Raw genomic sequence first — 18,983 nt, 5'->3', positions numbered from 1 at the left:
ATCATGAGCCGTCAGCGCTCCGGACTCGGGACGAACCAGGAGGGGGTCCGGCGACACAACCTGGGCACCCTGCTGCGCCACGTCCACCGTGCGGGCACGATGTCGCGGGCCGACCTGACCCTGCAGATGGGGCTGAACCGCAGCACCATCGCGGGGCTGGTCGGCGAGCTGGAGTCGTTGGGCGTGACCGAGCGGGCCCTGCCCGCCCATCCGCGCACCGGCGCCGGTCGTCCCTCGGCCGGCGTCGGGCTCTCGGAGTGCGGCCCGTTCGTGATCGCCGTGGACCTGGGGGTCGACCGCGTCGTGGTGGCCCGGGTCGGGCTCGGCGGCGTCATCCAGCAGCGCACGGGCGCCCCGATCACGGACGGCAGCGAGGCCTGGCAGGTCGGAGGCACCGTCGCCTCCCTGATCCGCGAGGTCGTCGCCGACGCCCCCGACAAGGCACCGCTAGTAGGGATCGGCGTCAGCGTGCCCGGCCTGGTCCGCCGCGGCGACGGGCTGATCCGCCTGGCGCCCAACCTGGAGTGGCACGACGTGTCGTTCGGGTCGATCATCCTGGCGGCGCTCGGCGTCGACGTCCCGGTGCTGGTCGCCAACGACGCGGACCTCGGTGCGCTCGCCGAGCACTACCGCGGCGCGGGGGTCGGCATCGACGACCTCATCTACGTCTCCGGCAACGTCGGCGTCGGTGCCGGCGTTATCACCGGAGGGTTCCGGCTCGAGGGTGCGGGCGGGTACGCCGGCGAGGTCGGCCACCTGAGCTTCAACCCCTCCGGCCAGCTCTGCCACTGCGGCAACCTCGGCTGCTGGGAGACCGAGGTCGGGGCGCATGCCATCGCGACCGCGATCGGCTACCCCCAGCACCAGGTCGCCCAGCTGGGCGAGGCGCTCGAGGCGTTCCGCGAGCCCACCCCCGAGCTGCGCGTCATCGGCACCCACCTCGGCCACGGCCTGGCCAGCATCGTCAACGCCTTCAACCCGCGCGTGGTCGTGCTGGGCGGCTACTTCCGCGAGCTGTTCCGACTGGTGCGCGGCGACGTCCACGTCGCGCTGGCCGAGCGCTCACTGCCCGCTCCCCTGGAGTCGGTCACCCTGACCCTGCCCGGCCTCGGCGCCGACTCGGTCCTGCTCGGCGCCGCCGAGATCGCCCTCGAGCCGCTCTTCGTCGACCCCGTCGCCGGTCTCGGCACCGCCCTCACCGGCGTCGGCCCCACCCTCGCCGGCTGACCCGCTCAGGTGACGGGGACATCGCCGGCGAAGACGCCCTCGAGGGCGAGCTCGGCGGCACCGAGGGCGGCGGCCTCCATGCCCAGGGTGCTCAGGCGCAGGTCGGGGCGGCGCTGCGCGGCCGAGGGCAGCCGCTCGTCGAGCGAGCGGCGGGCAGGAGCGAGCACGTGCTCGCCCAGCGGCACGAAGTAGCCGCCGAGCACGACCACCTCGGGGTCGAGCACGTTGGCGAGGATGGCCAGGCCGAGCCCGAGGTCCTCCCCGAGCCGGGTGAGGGCGTGACGCACGCCGGGGTCGTCGGCGGCGCGCGCGGCGACCGCCTCCGCGGAGCGCACGGGGGTGTCGAGCTCGGGCATGCCGACGGCCGCGAGCATCGCGTGCAGGCCCACCGACGCCTCCCAGCACCCGCGCCGGCCACAGCCGCACACGGCGGTGGAGTCGCCGATCGGCATGTGGCCCACCTCCCCCGCGAAGCCGGTCGAGCCCCGCTGGAGCCGACCGTCGCTCACGATCCCGGCGCCGATCCCGACGGTGCCGGTGAGGTAGAGCGCGTGCGCCACGCCGGTGGCCGCCCCGTGGTGGGACTCCGCGTACGCCGCGCAGTTGGCGTCGTTGCCCACTGACACCGGGCACCGGCCACCCAGCGCGGCCTCGACGTCGGAGGCGAGCCCGGTCGCGTCCAGGTTCGGCGTCCAGGCCACGGACCGGTCGTCACCGCGCACGAGTCCGGGTACGGCGACCATGGCGCCCACGATCCGCCCCGCCGGCTCACGCCGTACGACGTCACGGGCGAGGTCGAGCAGAGCCGGGACCCGCGCGGCGTCGCTGGCCGGCCGGGTCTCGCTGAGGCGCACCCGACCGCCGAGGTCCAGCAGCACCGCCGAGACGTAGTCGACGTTGAGCTCCAGCCCGAGGCCGAGCAGTCCTCCGCCGGTCAAGGTGACCGGGCGGCCCGGACGGCCCCGGCCGCCCGGCACGGAGTCGGACTCGTCGACCGCGGCGACGTCGGCGAGCCCGCCCACGATGACCCCGACCGTCGCCTTGGCCAGGCCGGTGCGCTTGGCGAGCTCCGCGCGGGTCGCCGGGCCCTGCTGGCGCAGGCTGCGCAGCACCAGCGAGGTGTTGCGGCGCCGGAGCCCCTCGGTGCTGGCCGGGAGGTCCGACCCGGTCGCAGGCCCCATCCTCAGCCGCGCACGCCGTACAGGTGCTCCAGCGCGAGCTGGTCCAGGCGCTCGAAGCCGGCGTCGCGCGCAGCGAGCGCCTCGACGTCGGGCAGCTCCCACTCCTGCAGCTGCTGCCAGCTCTCGCCCTCGCCCATCGTGGGCTGCGCGAGCTCGGGCAGCGCGGCGGCGGCCAGGGCCTCCTGCACCTCCGGGTCGGCGCGGAAGGCCCGCGCCTTCTCGCGCAGGATGAGGTAGTTGGTCATGCAGGCCTCGGCCGAGGCCCAGACGCCCCCCTCGCCGTCGGTGCGGGTCGGCTTGTAGTCGAAGTGGACAGTGCCGTCGTACCCGCCGGCGAGCAGGGTGTCGACGACCCAGAAGGCGCCCCGCACGTTGCCGGCGCCGAAGCGCAGGTCCTGGTCGTACTTCGGGCCGTGCTGGCCGTTGAGGTCGATGTGGAAGAGCTTGCCCTGCCACAGCGCCTGCGCGTAGCCGTGGGCGGCGTTGAGCCCGGCCATCTCCTCGTGCCCGATCTCCGGGTTGACGCCGACCAGCTCGGGGCGCTCGAGGGTCTCGATGAAGGCCAGTGCGTGCCCGATGGTCGGCAGCAGGATGTCGCCGCGCGGCTCGTTGGGCTTGGGCTCGATCGCGAACCGGAGGTCGTAGCCCTGGTCGACGACGTACTGACCGAGCACGTCGAAGGCCTCCTTGTAGCGGTCGAGCGCCGCGGCGACGTCCTTCGAGGCGCCGTACTCCGCGCCCTCACGACCGCCCCACGCCACGTAGATCTCCGCGCCCAGCTCGGCGGCGAGGTCGATGTTGCGCATCACCTTGCGGATCGCGAAGCGGCGTACGTCGCGCAGGTTGGAGGTGAAGCCACCGTCCTTGAACACCGGGTGGGTGAACAGGTTCGTGGTGGCCGTGGTCACGGCCAGACCGGTGTCGGCCAGGCCCTTCTTGAACCGCTCGATGATGGCCGCGCGCGAGGCGTCGTCACTGCCGAACGGGATCAGGTCGTCGTCGTGGAAGTTCACGCCGTAGGCGCCGAGGCCGGCGAGCTTCTCGAGCGCGTGCACGGGGTCCATCGGCGCGCGCGTCGCGTCGCCGAACGGGTCGCGGGCCGTCCAGCCGATGGTCCACAGCCCGAAGGAGAACTTGTCCTCGGGGGTGGGGGCGGGGATCTGGGTCGTCATGAGAGTGCCTCTCGTGTGCTGGGTGGGATCAGGACCACGTGCCGGTGCGGTCACGGAGTCGGGCGTAGGTGTCGCGGACGTGCGGGGTGGACTCGGCCTCGAGCTCGACGGTGTCGGCCAGTGCCCAGGACGGCGGGGCGGAGGTACCGGCCAGTGCCCAGGCGGCCTGCCGGGCGGCGCCGCGGGCGACGTACTCCCCCGCCGGGGGCAGCGTCACCGGCCGGCCCAGGATGGCCGGCGCGAGCGCGCGGACCGCCGGGCTGCGGGTCGCGCCGCCGACGAGCAGCACCCGGGCCGGCTGGACGCCCGTGGCGGCGGCGAGGTGGTCCACGGCGTCGGCGAGCGAGCACAGGAGCGCCTCGAACGCCGCGCGGGCCAGGTCCTCGCGGGTGGTGGCGTCGCTCAGCCCGGTCCAGGTGCCGACCGCGGTCGGACGGTTGGGGGTGCGCTCGCCGCCGTAGTACGGCAGCAGGGTCACGCCTCGCGCCCCCGGCTCGGAGGCCAGCGCCAGGTCGGCGAGGGCATCCAGGTCGACCCCGAGCCACCGCGCCTGCAGCGAGAGGATCCGCGCGGCGTTCATCGTGGTGACCATCGGCAGGTAGCCGCCGGCCGCGTCGGCGAAGCCCGTGACCGTGCCGGTGCCGTCGGCGACCGGGGTCGCGCTGACGGCAGAGGCCACCCCGGAGGTGCCGATCGAGACCAGTACGTCGCCCGGACCGAGGCCCAGGCCCAGGGCGGCTGCCATGTTGTCGCCGGTGCCGGGGCCGAGCTTCTGACCGGCGGCGGTCTCGGCGGCGGCCGCGCCGTCGGCCGCGACGCGGGGCAGTCCCACCTCGTGACCCAGCGCGGCGGCCGCCAGGTCGCGGCGCCAGGCGCCGGTCGTGGCGTCGAAGTAGCCGGTCCCGGACGCGTCGCCGCGGTCGGTGAAGGCGGGCGTGCCGGGCGCCGCGGCGTGGCGGGAGACGTAGTCGTGCGGCAGCAGGACCTCGCGTACGGCGGCCGCCGCCTCGGGCTCGTGGTCGCGCAGCCAGCGCAGCTTGCTCGCCGTGAACGAGGCCACCAGGACGCTGCCGACCGCTGCGGCGCAGGCGTCCGGCCCACCCATCTCCCCCACCAGCGTGCGCGCGGCGTCGGCCGAGCGGGTGTCGTTCCACAGCAGGGCGTCCCGGACCGGCTGTCCGTCCTTCCCGAGCGCCACCATCCCGTGCTGCTGGCCGCCGACCGCGAGCGCCTCGGCCCGCTCCACGAGGCCGGCCGTGGCGTCGTCGTACGCCGCCAGCCAGGCGCGTGGGTCGACCTCGGTGCCGTCGGGGTGAGGGGCGGAGCGCTCGGCGACGACGGTGCCGTCGGCCGCGTCCACCAGGACCGCCTTGGTCGACTGCGTCGAGGAGTCGACGCCCAGCACCAGAGTCATGCCCCCCATTAAGTACGCGACTCGAACTTAAGTCAAGGGTCATCCTGACTACGTCTGGAGCGGCGCGGGTACTGACGGACGGGACCGCGACGATCGCGTCCGCGCACCACCAACGTCAGGAGCAAGTCATGGGTTTCATCCTCTGGATCCTCGCGGTGATCCTGGTCATCGCCGGCATCTTCCAGCTGTTCAAGGGCGAGACCCTGTGGGGCATCGTGCTGATCATCGTCGGCCTCGCGGTCGGCCCCGGCGGATACAGCATCTTCAACAGCTAGGCCGGTCCGGCGCCGGGTCGCGCGTCACGCACCGCGACCCGTCGCTGGTAGGTCTCACTCGGCGACGACGATCTCGACCTCGAAGCCCTCAGAGCTCTCGACGTACAGCGCCACGTGCTGCTCCCCACCGGCGTGCGGGTAGCGGTCGGCGAACAGCTCGTGCCAGCCGTGCGCCGACGACTCGGACCGCACGCGGTCCAGCCGCTCACGGCTCTCGATGTGCAGCGCGATGTGGTTGAGCCCGGGACGAAGCCGGTCGTGCGGCTCGTCGACCTGATCGGCCGAGCGCTCCAGGAAGAGGTAGGTCCCGTCGGGGTGGACCCACGACGAGCCCTCGATGTCGATCTCCCAGGCCAGCTCGCCGAGCAGCCAGCCCCACTCGTCGGCGGCCCGCTCGGGGTCGCTGACCCAGAGGTCGAGATGGTGGATCGCGCGGGTCATGCTGCACCCTACGCTTCGACGGCGTCGCCGGGGCGGGACTCGTGGTGGCGCCGCCCGTGGGTGCGGCGGTCCTCCTTCATCTCCGACTCGTACAGGTGTCGACGGCCCTGCACGAGCTCCTCGCGCGCGGCGCGCTCGATCTCACGGAACGCCGACCAGTAGTGGTCGTCGTAGTCCTCGACGATCTGGAACGACCACCGCCCCTCCAGGACGTTGCGGCCGACCAGCTCGTCGGCGACCCGGTCGGCCAGGTCGCCGTGGCCGGCCTCGCGCAGCTTCTCGACGGCGTCCCCGAGGGTGAGGTCCGCGGTGCCGCAGAGGCGGTGGAAGGCGTAGAGGTGCCCTCGGGCGGCCTCCACCGCCTCGAGCGCCTCCGAGAGGCTGCCGAGGGCACCGACGGTGGCGTCCAAGACGCCGCCTCGGGCCGCACGTGGTCCGGGTCCGGGCCGATCAGGAGAGCACCTCGGAGGCCTGGACCGCCCCGTGCCGGGACTCGATGGCATCGGCGAGCTGGCTCACCTCGTCCTCGGAGAGCTCGACGCCGACCTCGCCGGCCCCCTTGCGCAGCTCCTCCTCGACGGTGCCCTCGGTGGCCCCGTCCTGCCAGGAGGTGACGCGGTCGACGACGGCCTGCACTGCTTGCAGCTTCTCGGTGTCCATGCCGTCCGGTACCCCACGGCGGCGGCCGTCAGCCCTTCGGCCCGCGCCGGCACGATCAGTGGTGGCGCAGCGCGTCGATCAGCTCGTCCTTCGACATCGAGGACCGGCCTTCGACGTCCAGCTCGGCGGCCCGCTTGCGCAGGTCGTCGACCGTCCAGTCGTCGTACGAGCCCGACTGCCCACCGCGATGTCCGACCTCCGAGCGCGAGGAGGCCGCGGCGGCGTTGGCGATGCGCGCCGACTTCTCCTTGCTGTTGCCCTCGTCGCGGAGCTTCTCGTACAGCTCGTCGTCCTTGACGCTGGGCCCGGGCTTCTTGTCCGCCGGCATGGCAGCTCCCTTCATCGACTCCCTTGAACCTAGCCAGGGGGCCCCTGCGGGCGACACCACCGTTCGGGGTGAACCTGCTCGCGGACCCACCGTGGAAGAGTCGGCCGTCGACCACAGGAGGATTCATTGAACAGCACCATCGACACCGTCGTCCTCGACCTGGACGGGACCCTCGTGGACTCGGTCTACGTGCACGCCCTCTGCTGGCACGCGGCGTTCCGCGACGTCGGCGTCCACGTCGCCTCGCACCACATCCACCGCGCCATCGGCATGGGCAGCGACCGGCTCGTCGCCCACGTCGCGGGCGACCCCGTCGAGCGGGCGATGGGCGACGAGGTACGCCGGCGGCACGCCCACCACCTGGGCCAGCGCTTCGGCGAGATCACCGCGACCCCGGGGGCCGCCGCCATGCTCGAGGCCCTGCACGACCGGGGCCTGCGGCTGGTCCTGGCCAGCTCGGGCGAGCGCGACCAGGCCCAGCCGATGCTCGACCTGGTCGAGGGAGCCCAGCGCCTGCTGATGGACACGGTGTCGGGCTCGGACGCCGAGCACAGCAAGCCCGCCGGTGACCTGGTGAGCCAGGCCCTGCAGGCCGTGGGCGCCGCCCCCGAGTGCGCCGTCCTCATCGGCGACGCCGTGTGGGATGCGCGTGCGGGGGCCGAGGCCAAAGTGGCGTGCATCGGCGTCCTCACCGGCGGCATCACCGAGGCCGAGCTGCGCGAGGCCGGGTGCACCGAGGTCTACGACACGCCGGGCGACCTGGTGGAGCGGCTCTCGGCCTCGCCCCTGCTCGGCGGCGCCGGCCGCTGAACCGACTCAGGGCGCCGGGTTGACCGAGGTGTCGTGACGCACCTTGTCGGCGGCCGCGGAGGCGACGTCGGTGACCTTCTCCTTGGCGACGTCCGCGGCCGCCGCGGCCTGCGAGGCCACGGCCTCCTGCGCCTTGGAGGTGGCCGCCTGGACCTTGGGGTTCTCGGCGATCTTCTGCGCGCCCGAGCGGATCTGCTCGTAGCGACCCCGGCCGGCCTTGCTGCCGAGGACGTAGCCGACCGCGGCGGCGGCGAGGAGAGGGATCTTCTTCATGGGGGGGTGCTCCTTCGTTCGAGGGGTGGGGCAAATCCGGGTCAGCGGTGACGGCGGCGCCACACCACGAGGGCGACGAGCAGGACCACGCCCGCCGCGGCGCCCGCGGCGAGGTCCGGGCGCACGGCGCCGGTGTCGGTGGTCGCGCGCTCCTTGAGCTCGGTGGCCTTGCCCTTCGCGCGGGTCTTGACGTCGAGCTTGTGCTGCAGCGCGTCGACGGTCTCGGCCAGGGCCTCGCGCTGGCGCGCGATGTCGGCCTCGATCTCCTCGGGGGTAGGGCCGTTGTCGGACATCAGTGCTGTCCCTTCACGACGGCGACGTCTTCCTTGACGCCGGCGATCGCCCGCTCGGGGGCGGCGGGCGTGGCGGTCTGGATCTCCTTCTTGCCGACCAGCGCGGCGACACCGGCGGCCGCGAGGAGCACGACCGCGACGATGAGGGCGGCCGCCCAGGCCGGCAGGACCAGGTCGAGGGCGAGCACCGCGGTGGCGACCAGGGTCGCGGCCCCGAGGAGGGCCAGCAGCCCCGCGGCGCCGAACAACCCGGCGCCGGCACCGGCGCGCTTGCCCTTCTCGGCCAGCTCGACCTGTGCCAGGCGCAGCTCGCTGCGGACCAGGTCCGGGATCTGCTCGGACAGGCGGTGCACCAGGGCGCCGATCGGCTCCTCGGACGCCGGGTGGGGTTGCTGGGTCATGCCGACCCGGTGCCCCTCCCCGAGCCGGGACAAACGGTCATCCCGGCAGCGGGGTCACCCGAGGTACGCGTGCCTGGCGGCCCAGAGCTGGGCACGGGCGCTGGTGCGCGTCGAGACGCCCATGGCGTGGTCCCACAGCACGGCGACGTTCTTCGCCACGGCCTCCTCGCGGGTCTCGATGACGTCCACCTCACAGCGCCTGGGGTCGTCGAGCGGGTCCAGCGAGCCCATGGCCAGGAGCCGGCCACCGTTGGGGGGCAGGTTCGGCTCGGACGCGCCGTCGACGCAGAACAGCCGGTCATAGGCCCCGTCGTTGGTCACAACGATGGTGTCGAAGCCCTGCTCCCCGAAGACGTTGTCAACGCCCGAGCCCGGGTAGATGATGTCGTCGCCCTCATCGCCGGTGGTGTTGAGGTCGCAGACGTTGGGCTGAGGCTCGTAGTTCGCGTCGAACCCCGGGCACGAGTCGTCGCCCGGGCCGGCGTCCAGGATGTCGTGGCCGGCGTCGCCGTCGAGCTCGTCGCGCCCGTCTCCACCGAAGATCCGGTCGACGCCCGCACCACCCATCAGCTGGTCCTCGCCGGTCCCGCCGTCGAGCATGTCATCGCCCGCCATGCCGGCCATGCCGTCGTTGCCGTCGTCTCCGTAGAGCCGGTCGTTGCCAGCGCCGCCGTTGACGCGCGTCGCGAAGTCGGTGCCGGCGTTGCCACTGCGCGGACCGCGGTCGTCCCCCGGCCCGGCGTGGATGACGTCGTTGCCGGCCTGGCCGAACAGCCGGTCGACACCCGCGCCGCCGTCCACCGCATCGTTGTCGGGACCGGCGTCGGCGCGGTCGTTGCCCGCACCGCCGAGCAGGGTGTCGGCGCCTGTGCTGGCGGTGAGTGTGTCGTCGCCCACGCCGCCGTCGAGGCGGTCGTCGCCGTCGCCGCCGTTGAGGAAGTCGTTGCCGGCGTCGCCGGTCAGGAGGTCGCGGCCCGGACCCGAGGCGATCCGGTCGTTGCCACCGCCGCCCTTCATCGTGTCGTTGCCACGCTTGTCAATGAACTTGTCGTTGCCGGGCCCACCCACGTGGAGGTCGTCGCCCGAGGTGTCGCTGAACTTGTCCGCGCCGCCCTCGCCGTAGAGCTTGTCGTTGCCGGGGCCGCCGTTGAGGGTGTCGTTGCCGCCGCGCGCCTTGACCGTGTCGCTGCCGCCCTGGGCGTTGATCCGGTCGGCGCGGGGCGTCCCGACCAGCTTGTTGGCGGTGTTGGAGCCGTTGATCATGGCGGCGTTCGCCACGGCCGGCGCGACCGCGAGGGCCGCCACCGCCGCGATCACGAGGGCGCGCGAGGACCTGAATCGAGGGAGCGACATGCCCGCCACGCTATCGGATCGAGCGAGACGCGGGGCGGGATCGCTCAACTCACACGCGGCGGACGACTGCGGTTGCTACTCCCACTCGATGGTGCCGGGCGGCTTCGACGTGATGTCGATGGTGACCCGGTTGACCTCGCTCACCTCGTTGGTGATGCGGGTCGATATCCGCTCCATCACGTCGTACGGCAGCCGCGCCCAGTCGGCGGTCATCGCGTCCTCGGAGGTGACGGGGCGCAGCACGACGGGGTGCCCGTAGGTCCGGCCGTCCCCCTGGACGCCCACCGAGCGGACGTCGGCGAGCAGCACGACCGGCATCTGCCAGATGTCGCGGTCGAGCCCTGCGCGCGTCAACTCCTCGCGGGCGATGGCGTCGGCCTCGCGCAGGAGGTCCAGGCGCTCGCGGGTCACCTCGCCGATGATCCGGATGCCCAGCCCGGGGCCGGGGAACGGCTGACGGTGCACGATCTCGGCGGGCAGCCCCAGCTGCTCCCCCATCAGCCGGACCTCGTCCTTGAACAGGGTCCGTAGCGGCTCCACGAGCTCGAACTCGAGGTCGTCGGGCAGCCCGCCGACGTTGTGGTGCGACTTGATGTTGGAGGCGCCCGCACCGCCGCCGGACTCGACGACGTCGGGGTAGAGCGTGCCCTGCACCAGGAACGCGACCTTGTCGCCGTCGTCGCCGGAGACCGCGTCGGCGAGGATCTCGGCCTCGGCCGCCTCGAAGACCCGGATGAACTCGCGGCCGATGATCTTGCGCTTCTGCTCCGGGTCGCTGACCCCGACCAGCGCGTCGAGGAACTGCTTCTCGGCGTCGACGACCTTGAGGTCGACCCCGGTCGCGGCGACGAAGTCCCGCTCGACCTGCTCGGTCTCGCCCTTGCGCATCAGCCCGTGGTCGACGTAGACGCAGGTCAGGCGGTCACCGATCGCGCGCTGCACGATCGCGGCCGCGACGGCGGAGTCGACGCCGCCCGAGAGCCCGCAGATGGCCTGGCCGCGGTCGCCGATCTGGGCCCGGATCGACTCGATCTGCTCCTCGACGATGTTGACCATCGTCCAGGTGGGCCGGCAGCCGGCGATGTCGATCAGGAAGTGCTCCAGCACGGCCTGGCCGTGCTCGCTGTGCATCACCTCGGGGTGCCACTGGACCCCGGCGAGCTGACGCTCGACGTGCTCGAACGCCGCCACGGTGGCGCGCGGCGAGCGGGCGTTGACGGTGAAGCCGTCGGGCGCCGCCACGACCTCGTCGCCGTGCGACATCCAGGAGGTGAGCGTGGCAGGCACGGCACCCAGCAGCGTGCCGGGCTCGAGCACCTCGACCTCGGTGCGACCGTACTCGCGCTGGCCGGTGTGAGCCACCGTGCCGCCGAGCGCCTGGGCCATGGCCATGAAGCCGTAGCAGATGCCGAAGACCGGCACCCGGCCGTCGACGAGCGCGGGGTCGAGCTGAGGGGCGCCTGGCGTGTAGACCGAGGCCGGGCCGCCGGAGAGGATGATCGCCTTCGGGTTGCGGGCCAGCATGTCGGCGACCGGCATGTGGTGCGGCACGATCTCGGAGTAGACGCGCGCCTCACGCACGCGGCGGGCGATCAGCTGCGCGTACTGCGCCCCGAAGTCGACCACCAGAACCAGATCGTGCTCCGCGGGCTGCGTCATGGGGCCAGCGTATCGAGCGTGCTCGGTGGCCGGGGGCTCGCCCGGCGGGGTCGACGCCTCCCCGCGACGTAACCAGCCCTGCGCCACGTCGTTGGAGGGATGGAACCCGGCCCGAACGGCTCCCTCCACGGCCGGCTTCCGCGGTCCCGGCGCTGCAGCGCAGCAGCGCGGACGACCAGGGCCCGGCCACCCTCCCTCCCCGGCCGGGCCCTGGGTCGTGTGCGCAGGGCGGCCCGGGCCCGGCTCAGGTGACCTGGACGATCGGCAGTCGCAGCGCGGCCGGCGCGCTCGCCGGCACGGCGGGAGCCACCGGCGCCACCGGGTCGACCCGGACGTAGTCGCCGCCGAGCTCCGGGCGCGGATCGGTCTCGCCCTTGTTGGGCCACAGCGCCATCGCCCGCTCGGCCTGGGCGGTGATGGTCAGCGAGGGGTTGACGCCCAGGTTGGCCGAGATGGCCGACCCGTCCGCCACGTGCAGGCCCGGGTAGTTGAAGACCCGCTGGTAGGGGTCGACCACGCCGTTGTCGGGCTCGGTCCCGATCGCGCAGCCGCCGATGAAGTGGGCGGTCAGCGGCATGTTGAACGGCTCCCCGATGCTGCTGCCCGGCGTGCCCCCCAGCACCGCGGCCATGCGCCGTACGACCTCGTTGGCCACGGGGATCCAGGTGGGGTTGGGGGCGCCGTGGCCCTGCCGCGACGACATGCGCCAGCGGCCGGTGAGCCGGCCGCGCTTGCCGAAGGTGGTGATGGAGTTGTCCAGGCTCTGCATCACCAGGGCGATGACCGTGCGCTCGGACCAGTGCGCCAGGTCGTAGAGCTCGAGGACGTTGGCCTTCTGGGTCCAGATCTCCTTGAGCCAGGTGCGCCACCGGGGACCGTTGCCGTCGCCGTCGGTCAGGACGGTCTGCAGCATCGACATGGTGTTGAAGCCCTTGCCGTAGCGCACCGGCTCGACGTGGGTGTGCTCGTCGGGGTGGAAGCTCGAGGTGATCGCGACGCCGTGGGTGAAGTCGGTGCCCCGGCTCTTCGGTGCGATCGCGCCGAGGATCGACTCGGAGTTGGTGCGCGAGAGGTAGCCGAGGCGGTCGGAGAGGTCCGGAAGGTGGCCCTCGTCCTTCATCCGGTGCAGCAGCTTCTGGGTGCCGAGCGCGGCGGCGGCCATGACGACGTGCTGGGCGGTGAGCGTGCGCGTCGTCCGGGCGGTGGCCCGGCGCGCCTTGGTGAACTTGATGCGCACCTCGTAGCCGCCGCCCTCACGCGGGCGGAGCCGGGTGACGGTGCTGAGCGGCAGCACCCTCGCCCCGCGCTTCTCTGCGAGGTAGAGATAGTTCTTGACCAGGGTGTTCTTGGCGTTGTGCCGGCAGCCGGACATGCACTCGCCACAGTTGAGGCAGGTCCTGCGCTCCGGCCCCTCGCCACCGAAGAACGGGTCCGCCACCGAGGTCCCGGCCTCCTGGCCGGGCCCACCGAAGAAGACCCCGACCGGGGTGGGGTGGAAGGTGTCGGCCACGCCCATCTCCTCGGCGACCTGGTGCATGACCTCGTCGGCGGCCGTGTGGACGGGGTTCTCGACGACGCCCAGCATCCGCTTGGCCTGGTCGTAGTACGGCGCGAGCTCGTCCTTCCAGCTCGTGATGCCCGCCCACTGCGGGTCGTCGTAGAACTGCTGGAGGGGCTCGTAGAGCGTGTTGGCGTAGACGAGCGAGCCGCCGCCCACGCCGGCGCCCGCCACGATCATCGTGTCCCGGACCGCGTCGATGCGCTGGATGCCGTACATCCCGAGGGCCGGGGCCCACAGGTAGCGCTTCAGGTCGAGGGTGCCCGAGGAGAAGTCGTGGTCCTCGAGCCGGGGGCCGGCCTCGATCACGCCGACGCGGTAGCCCTTCTCCGTGAGCCGGAGCGCGGCGACGGATCCTCCGAAGCCGGAGCCGATGACCAGGACGTCGTAGTCGTACCCGTCCTGGGTCATGCGCGGCCCAGCTTCTTCATGAGGCGCAGGTTGGCCGTCATGACCTTGCCGTAGGTCTCATCGGACATCCCCAGCATGGGCGCGAAGCGGACCAGCCGTTGGGTCGCGACGGACTGCGACTCGGTGTAGCGCAGGACGCCCTCGCTGCCCTGGCGCCGCCCCACGCCCGACTGGCGCATCCCGCCCATCGGGGAGTCGATGCTGGCGAACGTGGCACCGAAGGCCTCGTTGATGTTGACCGTGCCGCACTTGATCCAGCGGGCGATCGCACGCGCCCGGGCGCCGTCCTGGCTGTAGATAGAGGCGTTGAGCCCGTACTCCCCCTCGTTGGCGCGCGCCACCGCGTCGGCCTCGTCGTGGAAGCGGTACAGCGACACGACCGGTCCGAAGGTCTCACGCCCGAAGCACGCCATGTCGGGCGTGACGCCCTCGAGGATCGTCGGCTCGTAGAAGTACGGCCCGAGGTCGGGGCGGGCACGGCCACCGGCCAGCACTCGTGCGCCCTTGGCGACCGCGTCGTCGACGTGGGCGACGACCGCGTCCAGCTGGGCCTGCGAGACCAGCGAGCCCATGTCGTTGCCCCAGTCGAGGGTCGCGCCCAGGGTCATCGCCTCGGTGCGGGCGACGAAGCGGTCGACGAAGCGGTCGTAGACCTGGTCGGCCACGAACAGCCGCTCCATCGAGACGCAGAGCTGGCCGGCGTTGGAGAAGCTGGCCCGGACCGCGCCCTCCGCGGCCTTCTCCAGGTCGGCGTCGCGCAGCACCAGCAGGGGGTTCTTGCCGCCGAGCTCCAGCGAGGCACCGATCAGGCGCTCCGCGCAGGCCTTGGCCACGGACCGCCCGGTGGCGGTCGAGCCGGTGAAGCAGATGTAGTCGGCGCGCGCGATCAGCTGCGGGCCCACCTCGGAGCCCGGGCCGGCCACGACCTGCCACAGGTCGGCCGGGAACCCGGCCTCGTCGAGCAGGCGCGCCGCCAGCAGCGCCGACAGCATGGTCTGGGCGTCGGGCTTGACGACGACCGCGTTGCCGGCGAGCAGGGCGGGCAGCCCGTCGCAGAGGGCCATCGTGAAGGGGTAGTTCCACGGCGAGATGACGCCGACCACGCCCTTGGGCACCTGGTTGACCTCGACGCGGGTGAGGCCGGGCACGACCCCGAGCCTGCGCTTGGTGCCGAGGTGCTGGTGGGCGGTGCGCGCGTAGTAGCGCGCGGTCAGCGCGATGTGGAGCGGCTCGTCGAACGCGTGCTTGCGGGCCTTGCCCGACTCCCACACGATCAGGTCGATGATCTCCTCCTGGCGGTCCAGGACCAGGTCGTGCAGCCGCAGCAGCATCGCCGCGCGGTGGTCGAGCGGGGTCTGCGCCCACGCCTCCTGGGCCCGCCGGGCCCGGGAGAACGCCTCGGCGACGTCGTCCTCGGAGGACTGCGGGATGGAGGCCAGGGGCGCGCCGTTGAGCGGGGAGAAGACCGCCAGGGACTCGCCCGAGGTGGCGCACAGGCGCGCGGTGAGCGAGTCGACGTACCCCCGCTCCAGTGCGTAGGAGGCGGTCGGGTCGTGCTCGGGGTCCGCAGGGCCCGTGGTGATCGGGCCGACCCCGCCGGTGGACTGGGGTTCAGAGGCGCTCATGTACCGAGGGTATGTGAGGGGCGTCTCCCTGCCTACCGCCGGCGAGCCGGCCGCCTCGCTTGTAACTCACCGTTACTTCCTGTTCCGCACCCTTGTGCGGGCATGACAGAGGTCGTAACGGTGAGTTACAAAGCCGGCCGGCCGCTCAGGACTCCAGGTAGACCGACTTCAGCTCGGTGTACTGAGCCAGGCCCTCCGGACCGAACTCGCGACCCACGCCCGAGGCCTTGAAGCCACCGAAGGGCGCGGCGAAGTCCATCGTGTAGGTGTTGACGCCGTAGGTGCCGGCCCGCACCCGACGAGCGACGTCGAGGCCGGCCTCGCGATCGCCGGTCCAGACCGTGCCGGCCAGTCCGTAGTCGGAGTCGTTGGCGATCCGTACGGCATCGTCGACGTCGTCGTAGGCGATCACCGAGAGCACCGGCCCGAAGATCTCCTCCTGGGCGATGCGCATGCGGTTGTCGACGACGGCGAAGACGGTGGGCCGGACGTACCAGCCGCGGTCGAGCCCCTCCGGCATGCCGTTGCCACCGACGACGAGGCGGGCGCCCTCCTCCTGACCCAGCGCGATGTACTTCTCCACCCGCTCCTGCTGGCGCTGCGCGACCATCGGCCCGACCTCCGTGGCGGGGTCCGCGGGGTCGCCGACCTGCATCCCGGACACGGCCTCGGCGAGGGCGTCGACGACGGTGGCGTAGTGGGCCCGGCTGGCGAGGATGCGCGTCTGCGCGACGCAGGCCTGCCCGGAGTTCATGAGCGCGGTGAACTTCAGCCCCTCGACGGTGGCGGCCAGGTCGGCGTCGTCCAGGACGATCGCGGCCGACTTGCCCCCGAGCTCGAGGCTGACCCGCTTGAGCTGCTCGCCGCAGACGGACGCGATCCTGCGCCCCGCCGCGGTCGAGCCGGTGAAGGCGACCTTGTCGATGCCGGGGTGGGCGACCAGGTGCTCGCCCACCTCGCGCCCGGCGGCGACGATGTTGACCACACCGGCGGGAACGCCGGCCTCCTGCAGCAGCTCGGCCATCAGGTAGGTGTCGAGCGGTGTCTCCGGCGCCGGCTTGACCACCACCGTGCAGCCGGCGAGCAGCGCCGGGACGACCTTGGACATGATCGTGAACTGCGGGACGTTCCACGGCGCGATCGCCGCGACCACCCCCACCGGCTCGTGACGCACCATCACGGGCGTGCCGAGGGCGCCCGGCCGGGTCTCCTCCCAGCCGAACTCGCGCGCGATGGCCAGGAACGCCTCGATCTGCATCCACGGCGCCGGCGACTGCGCCAGGTTGGAGAACGACGTCGGCGAGCCCATCTCGAGGGTGATCAGGTCGGCCATCTCGGCCAGCCGCCCGGCGTAGAGGCCCGAGAACGCCTCGACCACGGCGATCCTCTCGGCCGGGCTCATCCGCGGCCAGGGACCCTCGTCGAAGGCGCGCCGCGCTGCCGCGACCGCGGCGTCGATGTCGGCGGTCGTCCCCTCAGGCACGGTGGCCACGACCTGCTCGGAGTGGGGCGAGACCACCTCCAGCAGCCCGCTGCCGGTCGGAGCGGCCCAGCCGCCGTCGATGAAGAAGCTGTCGCGGTCCAAGCTCGTCATCAGATGTCCTTCGAGGTCCTGGTGTGTGGTCAGGGGGCGAGGGTGAAGAAGTCGGCGAATCCGCTGGGGTCGTGCCGCCCGATCGCGCCGTGCTCGAAGAGGCCCCAGCCCTCGGCGCCGTCGCAGGTGGCACGCCCGACGTGGTCGATCACGCCGAACATCACCCGGCTCGCCACGTCGTCGGCGGTGAGGTCATAGGTACGGCGCTCGGTGAAGCCGGGGCCCTTCCACATGCCGTGGGTCCAGTCCGAGTCGCCGCCGTAGCCGCCGCCCACGTGGAGCGGCACCGCCAGCCGGGACTCGACCTCGAGGTCGAGCGGCTTGCCGTCGGGGGTCGTGCAGCGGATGGTCGCACCGGTGGGGATCCGGGTGCCCGAGGCGTAGCGGACCGTCACCAGCGGCCAGCCCAGCTGCTCGACCCGGCCGTCCTTCCAGACCCGGGTGCAGTCGTTAAGGACCCGGTGGCCGCTGGGGTCCTCCTGGAGGATCAGGATGATCGCGAAGTCGTCGAAGCGCATCGGCACGTAGAGCCACCACAGGCCCTCGAACGGCGGGTCGGCGGGCCGGCCCGGCGGCTCGGCCTCCCCCACCGGCCGGATCCCCCAGGACCGGTCCCGGGTGCCGACCCAGCGGTTCGCGTCCACGGCGATGTCCTCGCCGTCGATCGAGATCGACCCCTCCCAGGTCCCGACCTGGGCGAACCGCTGGGCGTCCAAGGTGACCCGGCTGCCGGCGCGCATGATGTGCGGCTGCTCCTGCAGGACCTCGAAGGAGCCCTCCCAGGTCAGGTCCATCGCGACGCCCTCGGTCTCCTCGAGGACCAGCCGCAGCCTGCGCAGCGGCTCGACCACCTCGATCCGGTAGCCACCGACGTGCTGGTGCAGGCGGTCGTCGTCGATCGCGTCGCCCAGGTGCACGGCGGTCTGCTCGTCGCCGCGACGGACCAGGACGAAGGCGTCCTTGGTGCCGAGGTTCGGGTAGTAGCCGGCACCGGTGATGACGAAGATGTCGCCGGTGCGGTCGTGGGCGTTGAAGTAGCAGCGGTCGTAGAAGTTCCGGTCACTGCTCGCCGCCCAGGTCACGGGCAACGGCGCCTGGTGGATCGGATACTCGTCGAGGTGGCTGACCATGGCCGGTTACGCCCCCGCCTCGTCGAGGATGCGCTCGACCAGAGGCTTGCAGTGGAAGAGCGTCTCGATGTCCTCGGGACGCTGGATCTCGCCGAAGTGGATCTGCCGGGCGCCGGTGCGCATGAAGACGATGCACCACTGCAGTCCGTTGTAGACGTGGTACCAGGTGAGGTCGCCGAGGCTCGCGCCCGTGAGCCGCTCGTACTCGGCGACGACGTCCTCCTCGCGCAGGAAGTGCGGCATGCCCGGCAGCCCGAGCATCCCGGTGATCGTCTCGAAGACCTGGTGGGCGAAGAGCATCCACGACACGTCCAGCTGGCGCGGGCCGATCGCGGCCATCTCCCAGTCGAGCACCGCGACCGGAGTGAAGTCGCGGTAGATGGTGTTGCCGATGCGCGCGTCGCCCCAGCACAGGACTGCCTCGCCGTCCGGTGCTGTCGGGAGGTGGAGCCGCAGCCACGCGAGCGCGCGCTCCACCAGAGGACTGGGGCCGATGTCGGCCTGGGCGAAGTCGTACCAGGCCACCGTCCGGGCGAGGGTCCGCTCCAGCAGGGATCCGCCCTCGTGGCCATGGCGGGCCGGGTCGAGGAAGGCGAAGGTGGTCTGCGGGTCGGGGATGGCGTGCAGGCCCGCCAGCAGCCCGACGCTGGCGTCCTGCAGCCGGCGCTGGTCGTCCTCGCCGGCGTCGTGGAGCCAGTTGTCGCCGAAGTTGTAGGGCAGCACGTCCTGCGGGATCAACCCGTCGACGCGGTCCATCAGGAAGAACGGGGTGCCCAGCACCGCTCCCGTCGGCTCCATCCACCTCACGGCCGGCACCGGCACCTCCGAGCGCTCGGCGACGATCCGCATCGCGTCGTACTGGTCCTGCAGCTCGTACCTGGGGAAGACCGGGAAGTCCGCCGCGGCCGGCGCGACCCGGGCGACGTACTCGCCGTGGCGCGCAGCGCCGTCCTCGCTCCAGTCCACGTCGAGTGGCAGCGTCTCCGAGGACATCCCGTTGGCGTCGACGCCGGAGTGCAGCGTCACGCGCGGCTCGGCGCCGTCGACGAGCAGTGTGGCCAGCCAGCCCGCGAGCGCCGTCGGTACCGAGGTGGCGTCCCGGCTCGAGCGCTGCAACGTCATGTCCGCGGGCGGTGGCACCTGGCTCACTCGCACTCCCCTGTGACGTGGGTCTCACT

20 protein-coding genes are annotated in these 18,983 nt (G+C 72.5%); 3 read left to right on the top strand and 17 right to left on the bottom strand.

Going from position 1 to position 18,983, the window contains the following annotated elements:
* The first annotated feature begins 3 nt into the window (after positions 1-3).
* Entirely contained in the window at positions 4-1,227 is a 1,224-nt protein-coding gene (locus LQ940_RS05080) for an ROK family protein (protein WP_231242135.1), read from the top strand.
* A gap of 5 nt (positions 1,228-1,232) precedes the next feature.
* Here the strand turns inward: LQ940_RS05080 and LQ940_RS05075 are convergent, their stop codons facing one another.
* Genes LQ940_RS05075 through LQ940_RS05065 form a run of 3 tightly spaced genes read right to left on the bottom strand, consistent with a single transcriptional unit; the run spans position 1,233 to position 4,994 of the window.
* Complete coding sequence (locus tag LQ940_RS05075) at positions 1,233-2,408, bottom strand: ROK family protein (protein ID WP_231242136.1); 1,176 nt, start codon at positions 2,406-2,408, stop codon at positions 1,233-1,235.
* Between the two features lie 2 nt (positions 2,409-2,410).
* A complete protein-coding gene (xylA, locus tag LQ940_RS05070) occupies positions 2,411-3,580 on the bottom strand; it encodes a xylose isomerase (protein WP_231242137.1) in 1,170 nt (389 codons plus the stop codon).
* A gap of 28 nt (positions 3,581-3,608) precedes the next feature.
* Entirely contained in the window at positions 3,609-4,994 is a 1,386-nt protein-coding gene (locus LQ940_RS05065) for an FGGY family carbohydrate kinase (protein WP_231242138.1), read from the bottom strand.
* 128 nt (positions 4,995-5,122) lie between these two features.
* Between LQ940_RS05065 and LQ940_RS05060 the strand changes: the two genes are divergently transcribed.
* The gene (locus LQ940_RS05060; RefSeq protein WP_231242139.1) at positions 5,123-5,269 is read left to right on the top strand and encodes a GPGG-motif small membrane protein; all 147 of its coding nucleotides are present in this window, start codon (positions 5,123-5,125) and stop codon (positions 5,267-5,269) included.
* A 54-nt stretch (positions 5,270-5,323) separates the two neighbouring features.
* Here LQ940_RS05060 and LQ940_RS05055 read toward each other — a convergent pair whose 3' ends face one another.
* From LQ940_RS05055 to LQ940_RS05040, 4 genes are read right to left on the bottom strand one after another with little or no spacing between them, the layout of a single operon-like run.
* On the bottom strand, positions 5,324-5,710 hold the full coding sequence (locus LQ940_RS05055) for a VOC family protein (RefSeq protein WP_231242140.1): 387 nt from the start codon (positions 5,708-5,710) through the stop codon (positions 5,324-5,326).
* An 8-nt stretch (positions 5,711-5,718) separates the two neighbouring features.
* Positions 5,719-6,120, bottom strand: coding sequence for a hypothetical protein (locus LQ940_RS05050; RefSeq protein ID WP_231242141.1), 402 nt, complete (start codon positions 6,118-6,120; stop codon positions 5,719-5,721).
* Positions 6,121-6,160: 40 nt separating this feature from the next.
* A complete protein-coding gene (locus LQ940_RS05045) occupies positions 6,161-6,370 on the bottom strand; it encodes a hypothetical protein (protein ID WP_231242142.1) in 210 nt (69 codons plus the stop codon).
* Between the two features lie 55 nt (positions 6,371-6,425).
* Positions 6,426-6,698: a DUF7218 family protein gene (locus tag LQ940_RS05040; RefSeq protein WP_231365071.1), complete on the bottom strand. Its 273-nt coding sequence runs from the start codon at positions 6,696-6,698 to the stop codon at positions 6,426-6,428.
* A 126-nt stretch (positions 6,699-6,824) separates the two neighbouring features.
* Between LQ940_RS05040 and LQ940_RS05035 the strand changes: the two genes are divergently transcribed.
* Positions 6,825-7,508 carry an HAD family hydrolase gene (locus LQ940_RS05035; RefSeq protein ID WP_231242144.1) on the top strand — a complete coding sequence of 228 codons (684 nt, stop codon included), beginning with the start codon at positions 6,825-6,827 and terminating at the stop codon, positions 7,506-7,508.
* Between the two features lie 6 nt (positions 7,509-7,514).
* Here the strand turns inward: LQ940_RS05035 and LQ940_RS05030 are convergent, their stop codons facing one another.
* From LQ940_RS05030 to LQ940_RS04975, 10 genes are all read right to left on the bottom strand, one after another.
* Positions 7,515-7,781, bottom strand: a complete 267-nt coding sequence (locus LQ940_RS05030) for a hypothetical protein (RefSeq protein WP_231242145.1) — start codon at positions 7,779-7,781, stop codon at positions 7,515-7,517.
* Between the two features lie 41 nt (positions 7,782-7,822).
* Positions 7,823-8,074 (bottom strand): DUF3618 domain-containing protein, encoded by a 252-nt coding sequence (locus LQ940_RS05025; RefSeq protein WP_231242146.1) that lies wholly within the window; start codon positions 8,072-8,074, stop codon positions 7,823-7,825.
* On the bottom strand, positions 8,074-8,475 hold the full coding sequence (locus tag LQ940_RS05020) for a phage holin family protein (protein WP_231242147.1): 402 nt from the start codon (positions 8,473-8,475) through the stop codon (positions 8,074-8,076). The genes LQ940_RS05025 and LQ940_RS05020 overlap by 1 nt, the downstream gene beginning before the upstream one ends.
* A gap of 54 nt (positions 8,476-8,529) precedes the next feature.
* Positions 8,530-9,828 carry a calcium-binding protein gene (locus LQ940_RS21725; RefSeq protein WP_269214456.1) on the bottom strand — a complete coding sequence of 433 codons (1,299 nt, stop codon included), beginning with the start codon at positions 9,826-9,828 and terminating at the stop codon, positions 8,530-8,532.
* A 75-nt stretch (positions 9,829-9,903) separates the two neighbouring features.
* The gene (gene guaA, locus LQ940_RS05000) at positions 9,904-11,487 is read right to left on the bottom strand and encodes a glutamine-hydrolyzing GMP synthase (protein ID WP_231242148.1); all 1,584 of its coding nucleotides are present in this window, start codon (positions 11,485-11,487) and stop codon (positions 9,904-9,906) included.
* A 244-nt stretch (positions 11,488-11,731) separates the two neighbouring features.
* On the bottom strand, positions 11,732-13,456 hold the full coding sequence (locus tag LQ940_RS04995; RefSeq protein ID WP_231242149.1) for a GMC family oxidoreductase N-terminal domain-containing protein: 1,725 nt from the start codon (positions 13,454-13,456) through the stop codon (positions 11,732-11,734).
* Positions 13,453-15,081 (bottom strand): succinic semialdehyde dehydrogenase, encoded by a 1,629-nt coding sequence (locus tag LQ940_RS04990; protein ID WP_231242150.1) that lies wholly within the window; start codon positions 15,079-15,081, stop codon positions 13,453-13,455. Before LQ940_RS04990 ends, LQ940_RS04995 begins: the two co-directional genes overlap by 4 nt.
* A 145-nt stretch (positions 15,082-15,226) precedes the next feature.
* Positions 15,227-16,675, bottom strand: coding sequence for an aldehyde dehydrogenase (locus LQ940_RS04985; protein WP_231242151.1), 1,449 nt, complete (start codon positions 16,673-16,675; stop codon positions 15,227-15,229).
* A gap of 29 nt (positions 16,676-16,704) precedes the next feature.
* Positions 16,705-17,805 (bottom strand): hypothetical protein, encoded by a 1,101-nt coding sequence (locus LQ940_RS04980; RefSeq protein WP_231242152.1) that lies wholly within the window; start codon positions 17,803-17,805, stop codon positions 16,705-16,707.
* A gap of 6 nt (positions 17,806-17,811) precedes the next feature.
* The gene (locus LQ940_RS04975) at positions 17,812-18,954 is read right to left on the bottom strand and encodes a phosphotransferase family protein (RefSeq protein WP_231242153.1); all 1,143 of its coding nucleotides are present in this window, start codon (positions 18,952-18,954) and stop codon (positions 17,812-17,814) included.
* Positions 18,955-18,983: the final 29 nt, after the last annotated feature.

This window comes from Nocardioides sp. cx-173 (assembly GCF_021117365.1).
Lineage (GTDB): Bacteria > Actinomycetota > Actinomycetes > Propionibacteriales > Nocardioidaceae > Nocardioides.
This window is presented reverse-complemented; position numbering and strand designations above follow the sequence as displayed.